This window comes from Streptococcus ovuberis (genome assembly GCF_012396585.1).
In the GTDB taxonomy this organism is placed as follows: domain Bacteria; phylum Bacillota; class Bacilli; order Lactobacillales; family Streptococcaceae; genus Streptococcus; species Streptococcus ovuberis.
This window is the reverse complement of sequence record NZ_JAAXPR010000015.1, coordinates 13,106-31,585: the sequence shown is the minus strand read 5'-3', so window position 1 is coordinate 31,585 and position 18,480 is coordinate 13,106. Positions and strand designations below refer to the sequence as shown.

Genomic DNA, 18,480 nt, shown 5'->3' with positions numbered 1-18,480 from the left:
CTCTATTTAATGTTCTATTCTTCAATCATTGACTCAGATACGACCGGCTCAACTGGATCCGCTGGCGACAGGTCTTCTGGTGTAACTACTGGCGTTCCAGCAGCCACTACTGTTCGAATCGCTGCACGCTCAAAGGTCAAGTAAATTCCATCAATGTCAAGTGTCACTGTATTAACCTCAGTGTCAATACTGTCCACCACCCCATAAAGGCCACCGATAGTCACCACCTTATCTCCTGGTTTCATGCTGTTAATCATATCCAGGCGAGCTTGTTGCTGCTTTTTCTGGCTGCGCATGGTCAAAAACATCATCCCGATCATGACAATCCCCATGATTAAAAACGAACTTCCGTTCATGTCGTTACCTCCATCATTTTTTCTTCTGCTAGTATACCATAGTTTGTTATTTTTTCAAAACTCAGGCTAGAAGTTCTTCTAGGCGGTCTACCAAGCCACCAATATAGGCGATGGTCTCTCTTAAAGGCCCATCGGTTGTCACATCCACACCTGCATGAAGGGCAAGGTCCTGAGCCGATAAGCTCGCGCCCAACTCCAAGGTTTCCAACCATTTAGCAACGGTTGTTTCGGGTGCTTTTTCTAATTGCTGCGCCATGACTGTACCGATAGTCAGACCAGCCGAATAAGTATACGGGTACAAACCACTGTAGTAATGTGGCTGACGCATCCAAATCAAACCCGCATCTTCTGTAATCTCAAAATCATCCCCCCAGAACTCTTGGATGACCTGACGCTTAATCTGGCAAAGTTTATCACCGTTTAGGAATTCATTGTTATCCAGGCGAGTATAGACTTCCCGCTGAAAAGCAGCTTCTAAAAGATGTGTCACCATGTTATGGAAATAAGTCCGACTAATCAACTCACTGATTAAGTAAGCTTGAAAAGCGGGATCTGGATTGTTTTTCAGCATTTGGTTGCACGTCAGAACTTCATTAGCGGTTGAAGGGGCCTCAATAAAGTAAAGAGACGGATCATAGTTCAAAATTGACTGCTTGCTGGCCAGTTGGAAATGCCCAGCATGGCCCAATTCATGGGCAAGCACTAGCACTTCATTCATCAAACCTGTCCAAGACAACAAGATATAAGAAGGCCCTTGATATAAGGTCGCACAGTAACCCCCTGTAGATTTTCCTTCGTTTTGCGCAAAATCAATCCAACGCTCATCAAAGGCTCGGTCAATCATTCGGCCATACTCTTCTCCTAAAACAGCTAGCGAATCCTTGAGCAACTGGCGGGACTCTTCTGGTGTAATCCGCACATTGTAAGTAGAATCCAAGCCTAATTTCAAATCTGCACTGGTAATCTTGTCCAAACCATGCTGGTCAGCCACTAACTTGACAAAACGGCGCATATGAGGAGCTAAATCCGACATGATCACATCTATCTGGCGGTCCATCAGGTCTCTTGAAACATTCTGTTGATATAAGAGATAGTCGATGGTCGAATTAAAACCTCTCAAGCGGGCCTCTATCTGCTCATTTTTGATTTTTGACAGATAAGCTTGGGCAGTGACATTCTTGTAACGGCGTAGGGTATTGTAAAAGGAGTCTGCTGCTGCACGACGAATACCGGTGTCATGGCTAAATTCATAATCATTTTCAAATAAGACATAAGAATTAGCGTAGACCTTGCCATCAACCTCAAAATCATCAAATACCATATCTTCAAACTTAGCCGCACTATAAATCGTACTAGGATGCCCAAAAACTGGACGCAACTGACTCAGTAATTCTTCTTGTTCTGTTGATAGCTGGTGCTTTTTCTGACGCTTCAATTCCTCCAAGAAGGGGCGATAAACCGAGCGGCGTTGCCCCAACTCATCAAGGTAAGAATCTTCCAGTGCCATGAGCTCCGTTTCCAAGAAAGCCAGACGTGGATAAGCCTTCTCATAGATCTGGGAAAAAAGATTCGCCTCTTGTGCTCTTGCTTCATTAAGCTTATCGACATCTAAATTGAGAAAAGCATAATACGATAGAGCGGATGACTCCCTCATTAATGCTTCATAAACAGGCAGAGCGTCCAATGCTCGGTCCAATCGGTGTAATTGGTCTTTGTAGGTCTCCTCGAAAGCCAATGTCGCCCCGTCAAAATTAGCAAGTGCCTCTTTATAGTCTTCTAAGGTCTCATAAATCAAACTCGTATCCCAAGTCTCTTCGACGGGTACCGCTTGACGTTTAGGTAAAGCCTTTGTCATATTGTCTCCTTTTCGTTAGTAATCTTTGAAAAACCTCTTGTCTATCTGTGAAAGGTATCCCCCACCAGTCTTTGATTTTCTCAACAAGCGTGTCTGCTAAAACAGTCTGCCATTTGACTAGCAAAGCCCGTTCGAATACTCTTAAACGATCGGTTATTCTTGAGGATAACCCAGATGCTCGTAAGCCTTTGCTGTTGCCACACGTCCTGTCCTAGTCCTCATGATAAACCCTTGCTGAATCAGATAAGGCTCATACATATCCTCCACTGTCTCTTGCTCTTCAGCGATATTGACCGCAAGTGTCCCAAGACCGACTGGTCCCCCCTTATACATCTCAATCATGGTTCGCAGAATCTTCTGATCAACATAGTCAAGACCCTCGCTGTCCACATCTAGCATCGTTAAAGCCTTGTCTGTAATAGCTTCATCAATCTGACCATCTCCCATAATCTGGGCAAAATCCCTTACCCGTTTTAGAAGACGATTAGCAATCCTTGGAGTCCCACGACTCCGCTTAGCCAACTGGTTAGCTGCTTCATGAGTGATGGTCATTTCAAAAATATCCGCCGTCCGCTCCACAATTTCTGTCAGATCTGCCTGAGCATAATATTCCATATGACCTGTAATGCCAAAACGAGCCCGCAAAGGGTTGGATAACATCCCCGCCCGAGTCGTCGCTCCAATCAAGGTAAAAGGAGGCAACTCCAGATGAACACTGCGGCTGGTCTCGCCACTTCCAATCATAATATCCACATAAAAGTCTTCCATGGCACTGTAAAGAACCTCTTCAACTGTCATTGGCAGCCGATGGATCTCATCAATAAACAGCACATCCCCTGGCTCAAGGTCATTTAAAATAGCGACCAAGTCACCCGCCTTCTCAATGACAGGTCCCGATGTCTGCTTAAGGTTCACACCGAGTTCATTAGCAATAACAAAAGCCATGGTCGTCTTTCCCAAACCAGGCGGGCCAAATAGAAGGGTATGGTCCAGAGCTTCATCGCGGCCTTTAGCTGCCTCGATAAACACTTTCAGCTGATCCTTGACCTTATCCTGACCGATATATTCTCTTAAATATTGAGGCCGAAGGGTCCGTTCAACGACCGCTTCATCCCCCATCAAATCACTGTCTAAAATTCTTGTCATGGTTTTATTATAGCAGATTTCGAGTAAAAGCGACAGGCGAAAATTATCCTTAAGCTCTCTTCGTTTGATCATTGCACAGAGCATTTGTTTCTATTTTTCTTCAACGAATCGGCCAAAAAATAGACAATAATATCCTTGCATCTATAAAAGGATACTTCCTTTTTTAAATCGCCTCAATTTTTCAAGTTTCAGATGGTGGTTTGCGTAACATTCTCTCAAACTCCTTTTGCCGTTGCTGGACACGCCGGAAGGCTGATTTTCCTTGATGCGAAAAGAGACCTTCAGGATTAAAGTAGGAAAGGTACCACTGCTTGTCCTGAGATTTTCGGGAAAGATTAGGCGCTTTAAAGGCCCGCAACTGATTCTTTCGAAAAACCGGATCATGAACCTTGACTGGTAAAATATCCAGTTGCTTATGGCGTTTATTATTACGGTTAGCGTAATTAAAGCTAGCCCCATTGACAACTCCTGCCTCGCTCATTTGTTCCGCATCCAGTTCGTTCAGAAAGTGACCTGCTTCATCCAAGATAAATTCCGTGTGAAAGCGCAGTAAAATTTTCAAATTAACTGGCGAGCTATCTGTCTGAACAGGCTTGACCTGCCCATTTCTCGTCTTTTTGATAGCTATTTTTTGATGGAGTCGGGCAGATTCTGTCAGTTCAAAATCAAAATAGGCCTTATAATTATTCACCCCTAGCTGCTCTAATCGCCCATTTCGCTCAGCCAAATCTCGAATATAAGCGCTCAACGCTCCCAAGTCTGTCTGGAAAAATGTCCTATAATGCTCTCTAATCCACTGGGCCTGTTGACTAGAGATGAGATAGCGCAGCTGGTGCACCTGATGGGCTAACCTTCCCTTTTCCACCATGTTCTCACCCGGAAAAGCAACTTGGACCGTTCTGGCAACCACCTGCCAAAAAGGGCTCGCCGGTTCTAAATCAGGAGAAAACCGAGTCAGCAATTGCTTCGTCTCCTCAGGATCTCCAGATAATTCCTCTGGCATATCTAAAGTACTCAAAGCAATTTGCAACAAGGATTGAGCTTCTTTCGGAGCTTGGTAAGGGTTGCTGAAGCGCCACATGTCCTGAAAGTGTTCCCCACCAAAAGATTTAGCAGACAATAAGCGTTTTTCTAAATAAGCCTCATGTGTCTCCCCATCTTCTGGAACATTAAGCCTCGCAAGGTAAACTACTGCAATCGCTCCGTTACTCCAACCAATAGCTTGCAACTCCCTGACATGTCCCAGAAGCTGATTGCGCCAAAAAGCCTTCTCAAAAATCGTCAACTCTCCTTGATAGGTCGCCTGCCAATACCCATCCAATGGCAAGACCAAGAGGCCTCGCCCAAAGCGACGTCTCATTGTTTTAATGATTAGACCTACCACCACCACAAAAACGAGCAGGCTAAGCAATACTAACCCATAAGCATTCATAGGCTTAGTATACCATAACTCTCTAAAAAACCTGACCTAGATAGCCTCCGCTAGATTACACATCAGAAAAAAGCCTGCCCTCTCCTTCTGAGAACAGGTCTTTTTATCAGCCTTGAAGGCAGGACAGAACTCTGACCAGTAAACAAGGCCATCTTTGCCTTCTTATGTTTAAGACTCCGACCTGAAACGGTTCAGCAGACGCATTGGAACAAAAGGGTCGTGAAACGACAACTAGAACCAAACTCTTGATGGCATCAACGGATAAAAGCCTAACGATAGTTGGGTATCTGTACTAAGAATCAACGCTCCTAGCTTACCAAATCTCCAGACGATCTGCCTGATCACGCCACATGGCATCTCCCTCTGTTACACCGAAGGTCTCGATAAAGTCATCAAAGTTTGGCAGCTGTACATTGGTACGGAGCTTGCCTGGTGCATGGACATCCACAGAGATAAGAAGTTTGAGGTATTCTTCCCGTGCCTTCATTCGCCAGATGCGTGCAAAATTCGTAAAGTACTCTTTTGCTGAAAAATCGGCTTCCTTCTTGGCGGCCTCCAAAGCACAAGCCAAGCCACCTAAGTCAGCAACATTTTCAGAGACTGTCAATTTACCATTGACCTTGCCACCAGCAAAATCAATGCCATCAAACTGAGACACTACCTTGTCTGTCCGCTCCTTGAAGGCCTCATAGTCTTCTTCCAGCCACCAGTTGTTGAGACTACCATGCTCGTCAAAGCTGGCACCGTTCGTGTCAAAAGCATGAGAGATTTCATGAGCAATCACAGCCCCTATCCCACCATAGTTAGCCGACGATGACTGTTCCAAGCTATAAAATGGCGCCTGTAAGATAGCTGCTGGAAAAACAATCTGATTCTGCTGGGGATCATAATAGGCATTAACCATATGGGCTGGCATGTGCCATTCTGATTTATCCACAGGCTTGTTCCACTTGCTCCAAGAATGCGCGATGGATAGTTTAGCCAAAGCATTGGCATTCTCAATCAGAGACTTGTTGTCATCAATCACTTTCTTGGCATAAGTTTCTGGCAATTTTTCTGGGTAGCCAATATGAGGCACGATGGCATCAAGCTTAACAATAGCCTTATCCCTAGTTGTTGGGTTGAGCCAGTCATTTTTAGCCAAACGCTCCTTATAAACCGCAATCATGGTCGCCACTTTTTCTTCCACATCAGCCTTGGCCTCCGGTGAAAAGCGCTCTTTAGCGTACCAGAGCCCTAAAGCCTGACTGTAAGGCCCCTGAGCTAAATAGGCCGCTGCCTTTTTCTTATCCATGGCCTGTGGCGTACCAGAAAGCGCACGGCTGTATGCGCCCGAAAGCACCCGAATCTCATCTGTCAGATAAGAAGTATAAGCTGTAGCTGCTCCATAAACCAAGGCAGCTTTTAAGTATTCCCAGTTCTTTTCCGAGAAAAATTCTGCCGCAAACTCTGTCCAGAAGCGTTCTTCTGGCACAATGATCACATCAGGCACCTGTCCCAATACCGTGGTAAAGAAAGCCTCTAGTGGCAACTCTGGTACCAGTGCCTTGAAATCTGCCCAAGCGTATGGATGATAGAGTTTGACGTACTCTGAACTTTCTTCGCTAGAAAGAACATACTGGGCAAGCTTGGCGTCAAGCACTAGCATTTTATCCAACAGCTCTGCCATCTCCTCCGCTGAAAAACCAAATAGGGGCAACAGCGCTTCTTGGCTTTCTCGCCATTTGGCCAATAGTTCTTCTTTTTGAGGATGGTCCTCAGCATAATAACTGGTATCAGGTAAGATTGTTGATGGCGCATAGGCCCAAAGGACATTGGTCTGGGCATCCATAAAATCAGGAGAAATCCCAAAAGGAAGAGCATTGGGTTTTCCAGCCAACTCATACTCAGCCAAACGACTTGTAAAATCGGTAAAAGATAAACTCTTGTACTCTTCAATCAAAGGAAGAACCGGTGTTACGCCGTCAGCTTCTCGCTGGTCAAAGTCCGCCACCTGCCGATGGAACTTGACAAAGTTCTGCAAAATAGCATCTTCTGGCAAGTCCTGACCAGCCAACCATTTGTCTGTCGTCTCAAGCATCAAAGCTTCAATCTCGTCGTGAAGATCCATGAAACCGCCAGTCGTTGGCTTGTCATCTGGGATAACAGCCGTCTGCTCCCAGTCGCCATTGACCGCTGCGTAAAAATCATCCTGTAAACGTACCATATAATTCCTCATTTCTATCAATCGTATTAGTTCTATTTTAACAAAAGCCTGATGAAAAAGCTTGTAAAAAGAAGGTGCTAACGCTGACACTAGCTTGCACCCCTTCGCTATGCTTTTTCATTCGCAACGGATCTTAACCAGAAAACCTTGCCCTAACGTTCAACCAAAATGAGCTATTTTATAGGTGCTTCTTAGATAAAGACCATAAACATAAACCAGAATCCTGGCAATTACATGGCAACCTTTAGCTCTTCAGGAGCTTCTTTAGTTAAAGGATACGTTCCAAACCGCACCATTATTCGCAAGCTACTCCGTCTCCGTCTCGATCAAGATGTCTTCCGTAGCCAGGATCTCCCGAATATAAGGGAGTGACACCTGCGGCCCTAGCCATGCTGCAATTCTTATAGTAGACACCCTCTACTGGCGCTGCAGGTGTAGAAGCAAAGCCAAACTGTCCCGTAGGCGCAGAGGCTTGCTGATTAGCAGCCTGTTTCTCTGCTTCTATCCTCACTGCTTCAGCTTGAGCTGCCTCTGCTTTCATTTTGGCTTCAGCTTCTTCTCTGGCTTTTGCTTCTGCCTCCTCCTTTTCTTTGGCAAGCTTTCCTAACTGAATAAAGGCCTCATTTTCCTCTTTAAAAGCTGTCAAGTCAGCCCGTGCTTGTCTTACCTGAGATGTTAAACTTTCTCTTTCCTTTTCAACATGCTCTAGTTCAGCTGCCAAGCTGTCTTTTACAAGAGTGAGTTGTTCAATATCAGCCTTTGCCGCATCTAATTCGCCTTTTAAGCCACCATCCCCTAGTCCGCCAAGAGTTGTCAAAGATAAAATAAGAATAGCTACATTTTTCTTATCTTTAAATAATCCAGGTCGCTTCATTTCAGTCTCCTTGATTTAATATAATATAACTTATTATACTATTTTTCAAAAGAAATAGAAAGCCCTTTCCTATTATCGAACACCCTAACTATCTAGCTTCTTTTATTACTACCGAGACCGAGAATATTTGCCATTATGAGAGACCCCATAAAAACAAGCAAACTCACAACTGCGCAGCTTCCAGCTACTGTCAAATCTCCCGTTAAAGCGATCACGTAGCCCAAACTGGCATTCAGCGTAGCAATTCCCCCACTTAACAGGAATAACTGGGACATCCGCTTAGCCCAAATCAAGGCAGTCATTCCTGGAGCAACCATGAAAGCAATAACAGCAATTGAACCGACGGCATCAAAAGAGACGACGGTTGTCAATGACACCAAAACCAGAGTCACTACCTGTAAAAAAACGACTTTAATCCCCTGTAAGCGTGCCTGACTAGGGTCGAACAACAGCATCTTCAAACGACTGTAGAAAAAGAAAACAAATAGTAAGTTGATCCCTAACATTAGGATTGTCTTGACTAAGGCAATCGGGACTGATATCCCAAAGAGTTCCATTCTGTAAAAAGGCGCAAAAAGCACTTCTCCCATCAAAATCATATCCAAATCAAGATGGACATTACGCGCAAACAAGGTAATCAAAAGAACCCCTAGAGCAAAAAAAGTTGAAAAAACCAAACCAGTTGCGGCGTCCTGTGCCAATCGTTTAGACTGAATAGCCTCAATCAGTATAACTGTCAAGATGCCAAAAACCGCTGCACCAAGAACCAAAAGTGGCGAATCCAAACTCTGACTCACGAAAAATCCAAGAACAATCCCCAGTAAGACCGAATGCGACAAAGCATCCGCCAGCATGGCTTGATTTTTCAATACCAAAAGATTCCCTAAAAGACTGGTTGAAAGCGCAACTCCTATTAAAATAACAAGTACTTCAGGCATTCCCACGTCCCCCTTTCAAAAACTCCAAGAGCCACTTGAATAAGGCAAGGAGCGCCATACTAACAATAATGCTTGGCCCTGTGGACAACCCAGGAATCAGAGAACTTGCTAGACTCCCCACCAGGGCTGAAACACCCGCCAGTGAAGCAGAAATCCACAGAGCCCTCGGGTAAGTCCTCCCCCAAAGAAGGCCGATACTGGCTGGAGCAATTAAAAAAGCGCTCATCAGCACAGCACCAACCACCTTAAGACCAACCGCTATCAAGGCAATCATCATCAATCGCGTCAAATGCTCTAGACGCTTCGAAGAGATCCCAGATAATTGTGCAAAGACAGGATCAAAGAGATAAAGGCATAGCCGCTGATAATACACGCCATAAACCAGCAGACAAAGCAACGAAACTCCCAAAATGAGATAAACATCCATCCTTTTGATAAAGGCCGCCTGACCAAACAAGTAGGTCTGCAAACCAGCCTGCGCACTGTTGGCAAAATAAGCATTGCCCTGAACAAATTGCTTAAGGACCATCCCTAAACCAAAGAAGGAAGAGGAAACCAAGGCCAAGCTATTGGTCAAACTTTGCCTACGATGCTTAGCTAACCAGTAGACGAGGTAGTAGGAGACATACCCTGAAACCATAGCTCCAAACATCAAGATCAACGGAGCCTTGGTCTGAAAAACCATGAAAGCAAAGACAATCCCAGGATAGGCAGCATGGCCAAGCATGTCCCCAATGAGACTCTGCTTGGTCAAAACGGTTAAAGTACCTACTAGGCTAGAGGCTACAGCCAGCACAAAGCTCCCGAAAGCAACCGTCAAAAAACTATAATCTTTAAGAAGTTCCAACATCTGTCCCCTCCTTACTACCTAACCAAGGCGTTAGTTGATCCGTATGATAAGCCATTTGGTAGTTTTCTCGGGTCAGCACATCGCCCATAGGTCCAGCTGCCACAACAAACTTATTGATCCAGACCAGATAGTCAAAATAAGTTTCCAACGTATGCAAATCATGATGGACGACGATAGACGTTTTGCCTTGTTTTTGGAACTGCTTCAAAGTATCCATGATGATCATCTCTGTCTTAACATCAACACCTGCCAAGGGTTCGTCCATTAAATAGAGCTCCGCCTCTTGAGCCAGGGCGCGAGCGATAAAAACCCGTTGTCTCTGACCACCCGAAAGTTGGTCAATCTGACGCTCTTGCAAGTCCAATAAAGCCATCGTCTCTAGACTTTTTTCAACCACTTCCCTGTCCTTAGGGGTTGTTTTTTTAAACCAACCCTTCATTTTTGCAAAGCGTCCCATCATGACAATGTCATAGACTCTCGCAGGAAACTGCCAGTTGACGGCATTGGCTTGTGGCACGTAGGCTACTGACTGTTCTATCAAAGAGCCTAACTGTTGGTCCTGTCCTAGCAAAGAGACACTTCCTTGACGATTTTCCAGCCCAAGAACAGCCTTAAAAAGGCTCGACTTCCCTGCACCATTTGGACCAACAATGGCACAACGGCTACCCACAGGAATCTCTAATGTAATATTGTCCAGAGCAGTAATCGCCCCATAAGTCACACTTAAGTCTTTTACTGCGAGCGCCGTTGTCTCCATCTTCTCTCCTTTACGTTTATTTCAAATACTTCACCATCAACGATACATTATGCTTGTACATATCAATAAAGTTGTCACCATCTTCTCCAAGTGGGGCCAACGAATCTGAGAAGAGTTCTTTGCCTTCACCCGTTACGACCTCCACTTTACCACCTTTGGCTTCAACCGCTTCTTTTAGCTTTTCCATCCGCTCTGGATTGGTAGTACTTTCTGTAAAAATAGCCTTGACCTTATGGTTCACAATCAAATCAACTGTCTTCATCATGTCGCTATTAGCAACTTCTGAATCTGTGCTGACCCCTTGTGGTGCGGCAATCTCAAAGTCATAGCTAGACGCAAAATAATTAAAGGCATCATGAGGCGTGATCAGATAACGGCTTTCCTTAGCAACCTGAGACAACTCTTGCTTATTCCAAGCATCCAATTCATCCAATTGCGCTAAGTAATCAGTTTCGTTCGTCTTAATAGTATCTGCTTCATCTGGTAAAAGTTTTTGCAACTCCTCAGAAGCTACTTGAACAGCTTGTTGGTAAAGCTTGATGTTAAACCAAAAATGGGGGTCCGTAATCACCTCGCCGTCCTCATCCATAGTATTCAAGTCTTCCTTGGCAAAATTCTTGGTGACAGCCACCCCTGTTTGTTCCAAGGCCTCAACCATTTTCCCTTCAAAGTGTAAGCCGTGGTAGAGGACCAAATCTGCTTTTTTGAGTTTGTCCAAATCGCTGGATTTGGCGGTATAAAGATGGGGATCTTCACCTGCCGGGATGATCAGTTCAACATTGACCTTATCTCCCGCCAACTGCTTGACCATATCCTGTAAAAATGATGTCGTCACCGTTACGGTAGGCTTATCTCCAGAAGTCCCCTTAGACTCACTGGCTTTCCCACATGCAAACAAGGTAACTGACAAAGCCAGTAATGCTACAATTCCTGCTAATTTCTTCAACATAGCAATCTCCTTAATAGTTATTATTTTTAAAGTTAATCTTGGTTAACTCAATAAATAATATAAATTAAAAAAACTTATTAGTCAAGTATTTTTAAAAAATTTGCTATAATTAAATAATAGACAAAGGAGAATTTGCCATGACCCCTAATAAAGAAGATTATCTCAAATGCCTTTATGAATTAAGCCTGACTTCCCAGAAAATTTCTAATAAGAAAATCGCAGAACTCATGGAAGTCTCTGCACCCGCTGTGACGGAAATGCTCAAAAAATTGGTCGCGGAAAACCTGATTAACAAGGATTCTCAACGCGGCTATCTCCTGACAGAGACAGGATTATTTTTGGTTGCTACTCTGTATCGAAAGCACCGTCTAATTGAAGTTTTTCTACTGGAACAACTGGGTTACACCATCGAACAGGTCCACGAGGAAGCAGAAATTCTAGAGCATACCGTATCTACCCTTTTCATCGAGCGTCTTGAAAAACTCTTGGATTACCCTAAGACCTGCCCCCATGGTGGAACCATTCCAGCTCAAGGACAATTCCTTGTCGAAAGCCATCAACAGACGCTTGATACTATCAAGGAACCCGGCTCCTACCAACTGGTTCGTGTCCAAGATAATTACCAACTCCTGCTCTACCTAGAGCAGCACCAAATCAAGGTCGGAGATTGTTTAGAACTCCTATCCATTGATGCCTATGCAGGAACCTATAGTCTAGCAACTAAGACCAAGCTCCTACAACTCACTATTCCCATCGCACAGAAATTGTATGTCAAAAAAGTTTAGTCTAACCTTCATTTTTTTGCCATATCATTAATCTCCTTTGGGACATCGACTAGAATTTTAGGACGCGACCGATGAAAATCGATAACCCTCCTCAGTCAACAGTCATGTGAATCGTTTTTTGATGTGAAAATGACGGTAACAACAAAGACCCCAACACCTTTTCTCTGGTTTGAAGGTGTTGGGGTCTTTTGAGTTAAGCTTTTAAGATAGCTAAGGTTTGATAAGGTTCTAGGTTAACGGTCTGGTTCAACTCTGTCACAGGGTAATTAGACAAAAGCACTTCTCCAGTTGCAAAAGCGCCCAAGTCAAGTTGAACCTTCTTGCCATAGAAATTGTTGAGCACCAGCAAAGTTTGCCCTTGGTAGTGACGCTCAAAAGCATAGACTTCTGGATGATCCTGATAAGCCGCTCGATAGCTTCCTTCTGCAATCAGAGGCATCTCCTTACGTAGACGAATCAACTCCTGATAGAACTTAAAAATATTGTCTGATTTAGCCGTTGCCACATTAATCCTTGGGTAGGATTTCCCAGGCTTCAACCAAGGTCTACCCGTGCTAAAGCCTGCATTTTCTGTCGCATCCCACTGCATGGGAGTTCGTGAATTATCCCGAGATTTGGTCTGAATGATCTTGAAGGCTTGCTCTGGAAGATGCCCCTGCTCTAACAAAAGGTCATAATTGTTCAAGCTCTCCACATCAACATAATCTGCCATGCTGTCAAAATCAGGATCTAGCATCCCAATCTCCTCTCCCATATAAATATAAGGAGTTCCTCGAGAAAGGTGGATACTGGCTGCTAACATCGTCGCTCCTTCTTCATGGAAATGCTCCACATCAACGAAGCGATTCAAAGCTCTAGGCTGGTCATGATTGTTCCAGAACAGGGCACTCCAACCATCGCCGTCACTCATTTCCTCTCCCCAAGTATGAAACAGGGTCTTCAACTCTTCAAAGTCAAACGCTTTGATGGTCCACTTCTGCCCATTTTCATAGTCTACCTTGAGGTGGTGGAAATTGAAGACCATATCAAGCTCCTGGCGCTCAGGTTTTGAATAGAGGATACACTGATCAATAGTGGTAAAACTCATCTCTCCTACCGTCATCAGTGCCGGATCTTGCCCATAAGTCTGCTCTGCCATTTCCCTTAAATAATCATGGGTTATCGGTCTATCGGTGTAAGCAGGCTTACCGTCATGTTCCGGGCAATCCGCCAAAACAGCGTCTTTTCCGATCAAGTTAATCACATCAAAACGGAAGCCCTCAACCCCTTTTTCGCGCCAAAAATTAACCACATCATAAAGCGCTTGGCGCACATTGGGATTACGCCAGTTGAGGTCCGCTTGGGTCTTGTCAAACAGGTGGAGATAATACTTGCCCGTCTCTCCAAAAGGTGCCCAAGCATTGCCTCCAAATTTAGATACCCAATCCGTCGGTTCATCCCTCAGGATAAAAAACTCTTGGTAATAGGGGTCCCCAGCCAAGGCTTTTTGGAACCATTCATGCTCTGTCGAGCAATGATTAAGCACCATGTCCAACATGATACCAATCCCGTGCGATTGGGCTACAGCAACCAACTCCTCAAAATCTGCCATAGTTCCAAACATTGGATCAATAGCAACGTAATCGGAAATATCATAACCGTTGTCTTTTTGTGGACTTGGGTAAAACGGATTGAGCCAAATCATATCAATCCCAAGTTCTGCTAAATAAGGAAGACCTTCTATAATGCCTCGTAAATCCCCAACACCATTTCCTGTTGTGTCCTTAAAGGACTTGGGATAAATCTGATAGACTACCTTCCGGTGCTTCTCGTTTCCCATTTCTTACTCCATTTCTATTTATTCCTTTTAGCTAAAACACTCGCTGAGTCTGGTCTTCTCTATTAACACCACCCCAACAACCTGATCTAGCTCGGATAATTGCAACTAAAGGCATTCATTGTTTCTTCTCTTGGTAGAATGCGCCGTAAAAAAAGGAGAGACTGGACACTTAATCGTCCCAGCCCCCACCTGTTAGTCCTTTAACCTTTTTTCGCAAAAGTACCTGTTTTCTTGAAGGTGAAGGTCAAAGCAATTGGCACAACAATAGCAACTGCCATACAGAGGATAAACATTCCCATTGATTGACCTTGGATGGCAAGGAATCCTGGTAAACCACCAACACCGATAGCATTAGCCGTTACACCGAATGTCGTTGACAAGAGGCCAGCTACACCAGAGCCGATGATTCCTGCCACAAATGGGTATACATACTTGAGGTTAACCCCAAAGAGAGCTGGCTCAGTAACACCAAGATAAGCAGAAATCGCTGCTGACATAGATAGTTGTGCTTCTTTTTCACTCTTACGGTTCATAAAGTAGTACGCCAGTACTGAAGAAGCCTGAGCAATGTTAGAAAGAGCGATCATTGGCCAAAGCATGGTGCCACCAGCATCTGCGATCAATTGAGTGTCGATGGCGTTTGACATGTGGTGCAGACCAGTAATAACTAGCGGTGCGTAAAGGGTACCAAAGATAGCACCAAACAACCAACGGAATGAGCCAGTCAAACCAGCTAAAACGACTGTTGAAATCCCCTTACCGATTGTCCAACCGAGTGGCCCAAGCACCGTATGCGCCAAGATCAAAGCTGGCAGAAGAGACAAGAAAGGTACAAAAATCATTGAAATGACTTCTGGAATACGTTTGCGCCAGAAGATTTCCAAGTGCGCCAAGGCCAGACCAGACAAGAGAGCTGGAATAACCTGCGCTTGGTAACCGATACGATTCACCGTGAAACCACCGAAGTTCCATACCCAGTTTTCAGCAATTTCAGCAGCTGATGTGCCACCTACTGCATAAGCGTTGAGCAACTGAGGGGAAACCAAACAGATCCCCAAAACGATACCGAGAATTTGGCTAGTTCCCAACTTACGGGTTACAGACCAAGTGATCCCAACAGGTAGGTAGTGGAAAATCGCCTCACCTGGTAACCAAAGGAAGTGGTTAACACCATTCCAGAATGGAGATACCATCGTAATGGTATTGTACTTCGCCGAACCATCTGGCCAGAATTGTTTCACGCCATCAACCACTTGTTGACCTAAAAATTCAAAACCGACACCTTCTAAGATATTACGGAAACCAAGGATCAAACCACCCACGATGATAGCTGGAATGATTGGTGTAAAGATTTCTGCCAAGAAGGCCACCGCCTGTTGGAGTTTGTTTTGGTTCTTGCTTGCTGCAGATTTCACCTGATCCTTAGAAACACCCTCTACACCTGAAACAGCTGCAAAGTCATTGTAGAATGTCGCCACATCATTTCCGATGATAGCCTGAAACTGACCTGCGTTGGTAAACGTTCCTTTTACTGAAGGAATTGCTTCAATCGCCGCTACGTCTGCGATACTCTCATCATTTAACACAAAACGCATCCGTGTCGCACAGTGAGATACCGCTGCAATGTTTTCTTTGCCACCGACCGCTTTTAGCAAATCTTTGGCATCTTGTTCAAATTTTGCCATTTGAATCTGTCAAGTCATCCTAAGACGACTTCCTCCCTTTTGAATTTTAAATTTGTACGAACAAATTTTTATGGTTGTATTGTAACCGATTCCGTAACAGATTGCAATACTTTTTGCTTAAAAAATGTCAAAAAAAATTATTTTTGGTATAATAAGCTTAATTGTACGGCAAATACCCTACTTATGAAAGAGATTTATGAAAAAATATCAAGAGATTTTCAATGATTTAAAAGACAAAATAAAAAACGAAGTCTATCCTTCTGACCAACTTCTGCCAACTGAACAAGAGCTACAAGACGCCTACGGGGTCAGTCGAGACACGGTTCGTAAAGCCTTAGCACTTTTGACAGACACAGGACTGATCCAGAAAATTCAAGGCCGTGGCTCACTGGTCATCAAACAAGAACAGGTTGACTTTCCCGTATCTGGTCTAACCTCCTACCAAGAATTAGTCCAAACACACGGCTTACAATCCATCACCCAGGTCCTTTCTCTAGATTTGATTACTGTCGACAGTAATTTAGCCCTGCTAACAGGATTTGAACGTCATTCAAAAGCATGGAAAGTTGTCCGTACAAGAAGTATCAATAATAAGATTGCTGTCCTAGATATAGATTACCTGGCAGAAGAATTGGTTCCTCATTTGACCGAAGACATTGCCCGAAAATCGATCTATTCCTACTTAGAAGACCAGCTCCACCTCGATATTTCCTACGCTCAGAAAGAAATCACGGTGGAACCAACCAGTGCAGAGGAAAAAAACCTCATGCAGACTAAGGATGATTTTTTAGTTCTGATCCGTTCTCGGGTCTATCTGAGCAACGCCCAGCAATTCCAATATACCGAAAGCCGACACAAACTGGACAAATTTAAATTTGTAGAGTTTGCCAGACGTAAACACAGTCTTTAAGGAGAACCTCATGCCTATTCGCCCAGCATCGCCCAGCGATATTCCTGACATTCTAAGCTTGCTTGACCAGATTTTAAAGGTACATCACCAGGCAAGGCCTGATCTTTTCGAAAGCCAGGGAACCAAATTTACGCATCAAGAACTGTTAGCCTTACTAGAACAGCCCGACAAACCGATCTTTGTCTACGAGGATCATCAAGGCAAGGTTTTAGGCCACCTCTTCTTAGAAATCCGTACGCCTAGCCATCCTGTCCGAAAACCTGTCAAAAGTTGTTTTATTGAAGATCTATGTGTCTCCGAACAAGCACGTGGTCTAGGAATTGGTAGAAAGTTCTATTGCTTTGCCAAAGACTATGCCAAGTCCCAAAACTGTTACAACCTCACCCTCAACGTCTGGAACGCTAACCAGACAGCTACTGATTTTTACCGCAAACTTGGCCTAACTCCCCAACAAACACAAATGGAAGAAATCTTGGACTAAATGTGGTTGATTTCAGCGAAAACCGCTGATTCCTTAAGAGTAAAAAATGGACCCGTTGAGGCCCATTTTTTAAATAGATTAATAAAGATCTAGATAGTTATCAATCTCCCACTGAGAAACATAGGTAGCGTAGCTGGCCCATTCAATCTTTTTCGCTTCAACAAAGTTCGTGTAAATGTGTTCTCCAAGAGCCGCCCTAACCACTTCATCCTTACGGAGACCTTTAATGGCATTATGGAGGGTAGATGGTAAATCAGTAATTCCAGCTGCCTTGCGCTCTTCCTCCGTCATAGCGTAAATATTAGATTCAATAGGAGCAGGAGCTTCTAATTGATTTTCAATGCCGTTAAGGCCAACTTCCAAGAGCACCGCCATTGCCAAGTACGGATTAGCCGTCGGATCAACAGACCGCAATTCCAGACGAGTGCTCTGCCCACGTGAAGCAGGCACGCGTACCAACGGCGAGCGATTTCTACCTGCCCAAGCTACATAAACAGGGGCCTCAAATCCTGGCACCAAACGCTTATAAGAATTGACCGTTGGATTAGTGACTGCTGTATAAGCATAAGCGTGATTGATCAACCCAGCTAAAAACTGATAGGCAGTCCTTGATAAATCCATGCCACGCTGATCTTCAGGATCATAAAAAGCATTGTTTCCGTCTTGGTCAAAAAGGGACATGTTGCAGTGCATCCCTGAGCCAGCGATACCATATTTGGGCTTAGCCATAAAGGTAGCATATAAGCCATGCTTCCGAGCGATCGTCTTAACGACCAACTTAAAAATCTGAATCTTGTCACAAGCCCTCAAGACATCATCGTATTTAAAGTCAATCTCATGCTGACCGACCGCACATTCGTGGTGAGACGCCTCTACCTCAAAGCCCATTTGGGTCAACACATTGACAATTTCCCGACGGGTATTGTCTGCAAGATCAGTGGGTGCTAAGTCAAAATAGCCACCCTTATCATTCACTTCAAGGGTAGGATTCCCATCCTTGTCCATTTTGAAAAGGAAGAATTCTGGTTCAGGTCCAAGATTAAAGGAACTAAAACCCATCTCCTCCATGTGTCGAAGGGCCTTCTTGAGATTACCACGAGGATCTCCAGCAAACGGAGAGCCTTCTGCAGTATAAACGTCACAAATCAAGCCACCAACACTGCCATTTTCATCTCCCCAAGGGAAAACCGTCCAAGTATCCAAATCTGGATACAAATACATATCAGATTCGTTAATACGCACAAAACCTTCAATAGATGAGCCATCAAACATGACCTTGTTGGTCAAAATCTTTTCGATTTGTTCTGGCGTTGCAGGAATTTCTACATTTTTTAAAGTCCCTAAAATATCCGTAAACATCAAACGGAGAAAGGTCACATTTTTCTCCTCAATTTCACGACGAATATCGGTTACAGTGACTGTTGGCATGACATGCTC

15 protein-coding genes and 1 pseudogene are annotated in these 18,480 nt (G+C 44.3%); 3 read left to right on the top strand and 13 right to left on the bottom strand.

Going from position 1 to position 18,480, the window contains the following annotated elements; all coding sequences use genetic code 11:
- Positions 1-14 precede the first annotated feature (14 nt).
- From yajC to HF992_RS08130, 10 genes are all read right to left on the bottom strand, one after another.
- Entirely contained in the window at positions 15-356 is a 342-nt protein-coding gene (yajC, locus tag HF992_RS08175; RefSeq protein ID WP_168549551.1) for a preprotein translocase subunit YajC, read from the bottom strand.
- 61 nt (positions 357-417) lie between these two features.
- Positions 418-2,211, bottom strand: coding sequence for an oligoendopeptidase F (gene pepF / locus HF992_RS08170; RefSeq protein ID WP_168549550.1), 1,794 nt, complete (start codon positions 2,209-2,211; stop codon positions 418-420).
- Positions 2,212-2,364: 153 nt separating this feature from the next.
- Positions 2,365-3,357, bottom strand: a complete 993-nt coding sequence (ruvB, locus tag HF992_RS08165; protein WP_168549549.1) for a Holliday junction branch migration DNA helicase RuvB — start codon at positions 3,355-3,357, stop codon at positions 2,365-2,367.
- A gap of 181 nt (positions 3,358-3,538) precedes the next feature.
- Complete coding sequence (locus tag HF992_RS08160; RefSeq protein WP_246201271.1) at positions 3,539-4,789, bottom strand: DUF3114 domain-containing protein; 1,251 nt, start codon at positions 4,787-4,789, stop codon at positions 3,539-3,541.
- Positions 4,790-5,102: 313 nt separating this feature from the next.
- Positions 5,103-6,995, bottom strand: coding sequence for a M13 family metallopeptidase (locus HF992_RS08155; protein ID WP_168549548.1), 1,893 nt, complete (start codon positions 6,993-6,995; stop codon positions 5,103-5,105).
- A gap of 295 nt (positions 6,996-7,290) precedes the next feature.
- Positions 7,291-7,869, bottom strand: a complete 579-nt coding sequence (locus HF992_RS08150; RefSeq protein ID WP_168549547.1) for an excalibur calcium-binding domain-containing protein — start codon at positions 7,867-7,869, stop codon at positions 7,291-7,293.
- A gap of 92 nt (positions 7,870-7,961) precedes the next feature.
- A complete protein-coding gene (locus tag HF992_RS08145) occupies positions 7,962-8,807 on the bottom strand; it encodes a metal ABC transporter permease (protein ID WP_168549546.1) in 846 nt (281 codons plus the stop codon).
- Positions 8,800-9,657, bottom strand: a complete 858-nt coding sequence (locus HF992_RS08140; protein ID WP_168549545.1) for a metal ABC transporter permease — start codon at positions 9,655-9,657, stop codon at positions 8,800-8,802. Before HF992_RS08140 ends, HF992_RS08145 begins: the two co-directional genes overlap by 8 nt.
- Positions 9,641-10,414, bottom strand: a complete 774-nt coding sequence (locus HF992_RS08135) for a metal ABC transporter ATP-binding protein (RefSeq protein WP_168549544.1) — start codon at positions 10,412-10,414, stop codon at positions 9,641-9,643. Before HF992_RS08135 ends, HF992_RS08140 begins: the two co-directional genes overlap by 17 nt.
- A 16-nt stretch (positions 10,415-10,430) precedes the next feature.
- Positions 10,431-11,360, bottom strand: coding sequence for a metal ABC transporter solute-binding protein, Zn/Mn family (locus HF992_RS08130; protein WP_425505601.1), 930 nt, complete (start codon positions 11,358-11,360; stop codon positions 10,431-10,433).
- A 140-nt stretch (positions 11,361-11,500) separates the two neighbouring features.
- Between HF992_RS08130 and HF992_RS08125 the strand changes: the two genes are divergently transcribed.
- The gene (locus HF992_RS08125; RefSeq protein WP_168549542.1) at positions 11,501-12,148 is read left to right on the top strand and encodes a metal-dependent transcriptional regulator; all 648 of its coding nucleotides are present in this window, start codon (positions 11,501-11,503) and stop codon (positions 12,146-12,148) included.
- Positions 12,149-12,341: 193 nt separating this feature from the next.
- Here the strand turns inward: HF992_RS08125 and treC are convergent, their stop codons facing one another.
- Both treC and treP read right to left on the bottom strand, forming a co-directional pair.
- Positions 12,342-13,967, bottom strand: coding sequence for an alpha,alpha-phosphotrehalase (gene treC, locus HF992_RS08120; RefSeq protein ID WP_168549541.1), 1,626 nt, complete (start codon positions 13,965-13,967; stop codon positions 12,342-12,344).
- A gap of 209 nt (positions 13,968-14,176) precedes the next feature.
- Positions 14,177-15,652, bottom strand: a pseudogene (gene treP / locus HF992_RS08115) (PTS system trehalose-specific EIIBC component); the annotation flags it as partial.
- A gap of 196 nt (positions 15,653-15,848) precedes the next feature.
- Between treP and treR the strand changes: the two are divergent.
- Positions 15,849-16,562 carry a trehalose operon repressor gene (gene treR, locus HF992_RS08110; RefSeq protein ID WP_168549539.1) on the top strand — a complete coding sequence of 238 codons (714 nt, stop codon included), beginning with the start codon at positions 15,849-15,851 and terminating at the stop codon, positions 16,560-16,562.
- Positions 16,563-16,572: 10 nt separating this feature from the next.
- On the top strand, positions 16,573-17,043 hold the full coding sequence (locus HF992_RS08105; RefSeq protein WP_168549538.1) for a GNAT family N-acetyltransferase: 471 nt from the start codon (positions 16,573-16,575) through the stop codon (positions 17,041-17,043).
- A 78-nt stretch (positions 17,044-17,121) separates the two neighbouring features.
- Here HF992_RS08105 and glnA read toward each other — a convergent pair whose 3' ends face one another.
- Positions 17,122-18,471: a type I glutamate--ammonia ligase gene (glnA, locus tag HF992_RS08100; protein ID WP_168549537.1), complete on the bottom strand. Its 1,350-nt coding sequence runs from the start codon at positions 18,469-18,471 to the stop codon at positions 17,122-17,124.
- Positions 18,472-18,480: the final 9 nt, after the last annotated feature.

What these genes read in the sequence shown, in the direction of transcription:
- HF992_RS08140 (WP_168549545.1), bottom strand. Translation starts at nt 9,657, where the DNA reads ATGTTGGAACTTCTTAAAGATTATAGTTTTTTGACGGTTGCTTTCGGG.
- treR (WP_168549539.1), top strand. Translation starts at nt 15,849, where the DNA reads ATGAAAAAATATCAAGAGATTTTCAATGATTTAAAAGACAAAATAAAA.
- treC (WP_168549541.1), bottom strand. Translation starts at nt 13,967, where the DNA reads ATGGGAAACGAGAAGCACCGGAAGGTAGTCTATCAGATTTATCCCAAG.
- HF992_RS08150 (WP_168549547.1), bottom strand. Translation starts at nt 7,869, where the DNA reads ATGAAGCGACCTGGATTATTTAAAGATAAGAAAAATGTAGCTATTCTT.
- HF992_RS08160 (WP_246201271.1), bottom strand. Translation starts at nt 4,789, where the DNA reads ATGAATGCTTATGGGTTAGTATTGCTTAGCCTGCTCGTTTTTGTGGTG.
- ruvB (WP_168549549.1), bottom strand. Translation starts at nt 3,357, where the DNA reads ATGACAAGAATTTTAGACAGTGATTTGATGGGGGATGAAGCGGTCGTT.
- HF992_RS08155 (WP_168549548.1), bottom strand. Translation starts at nt 6,995, where the DNA reads ATGGTACGTTTACAGGATGATTTTTACGCAGCGGTCAATGGCGACTGG.
- pepF (WP_168549550.1), bottom strand. Translation starts at nt 2,211, where the DNA reads ATGACAAAGGCTTTACCTAAACGTCAAGCGGTACCCGTCGAAGAGACT.
- HF992_RS08105 (WP_168549538.1), top strand. Translation starts at nt 16,573, where the DNA reads ATGCCTATTCGCCCAGCATCGCCCAGCGATATTCCTGACATTCTAAGC.
- glnA (WP_168549537.1), bottom strand. Translation starts at nt 18,471, where the DNA reads ATGCCAACAGTCACTGTAACCGATATTCGTCGTGAAATTGAGGAGAAA.
- HF992_RS08145 (WP_168549546.1), bottom strand. Translation starts at nt 8,807, where the DNA reads ATGCCTGAAGTACTTGTTATTTTAATAGGAGTTGCGCTTTCAACCAGT.
- HF992_RS08135 (WP_168549544.1), bottom strand. Translation starts at nt 10,414, where the DNA reads ATGGAGACAACGGCGCTCGCAGTAAAAGACTTAAGTGTGACTTATGGG.
- yajC (WP_168549551.1), bottom strand. Translation starts at nt 356, where the DNA reads ATGAACGGAAGTTCGTTTTTAATCATGGGGATTGTCATGATCGGGATG.
- HF992_RS08125 (WP_168549542.1), top strand. Translation starts at nt 11,501, where the DNA reads ATGACCCCTAATAAAGAAGATTATCTCAAATGCCTTTATGAATTAAGC.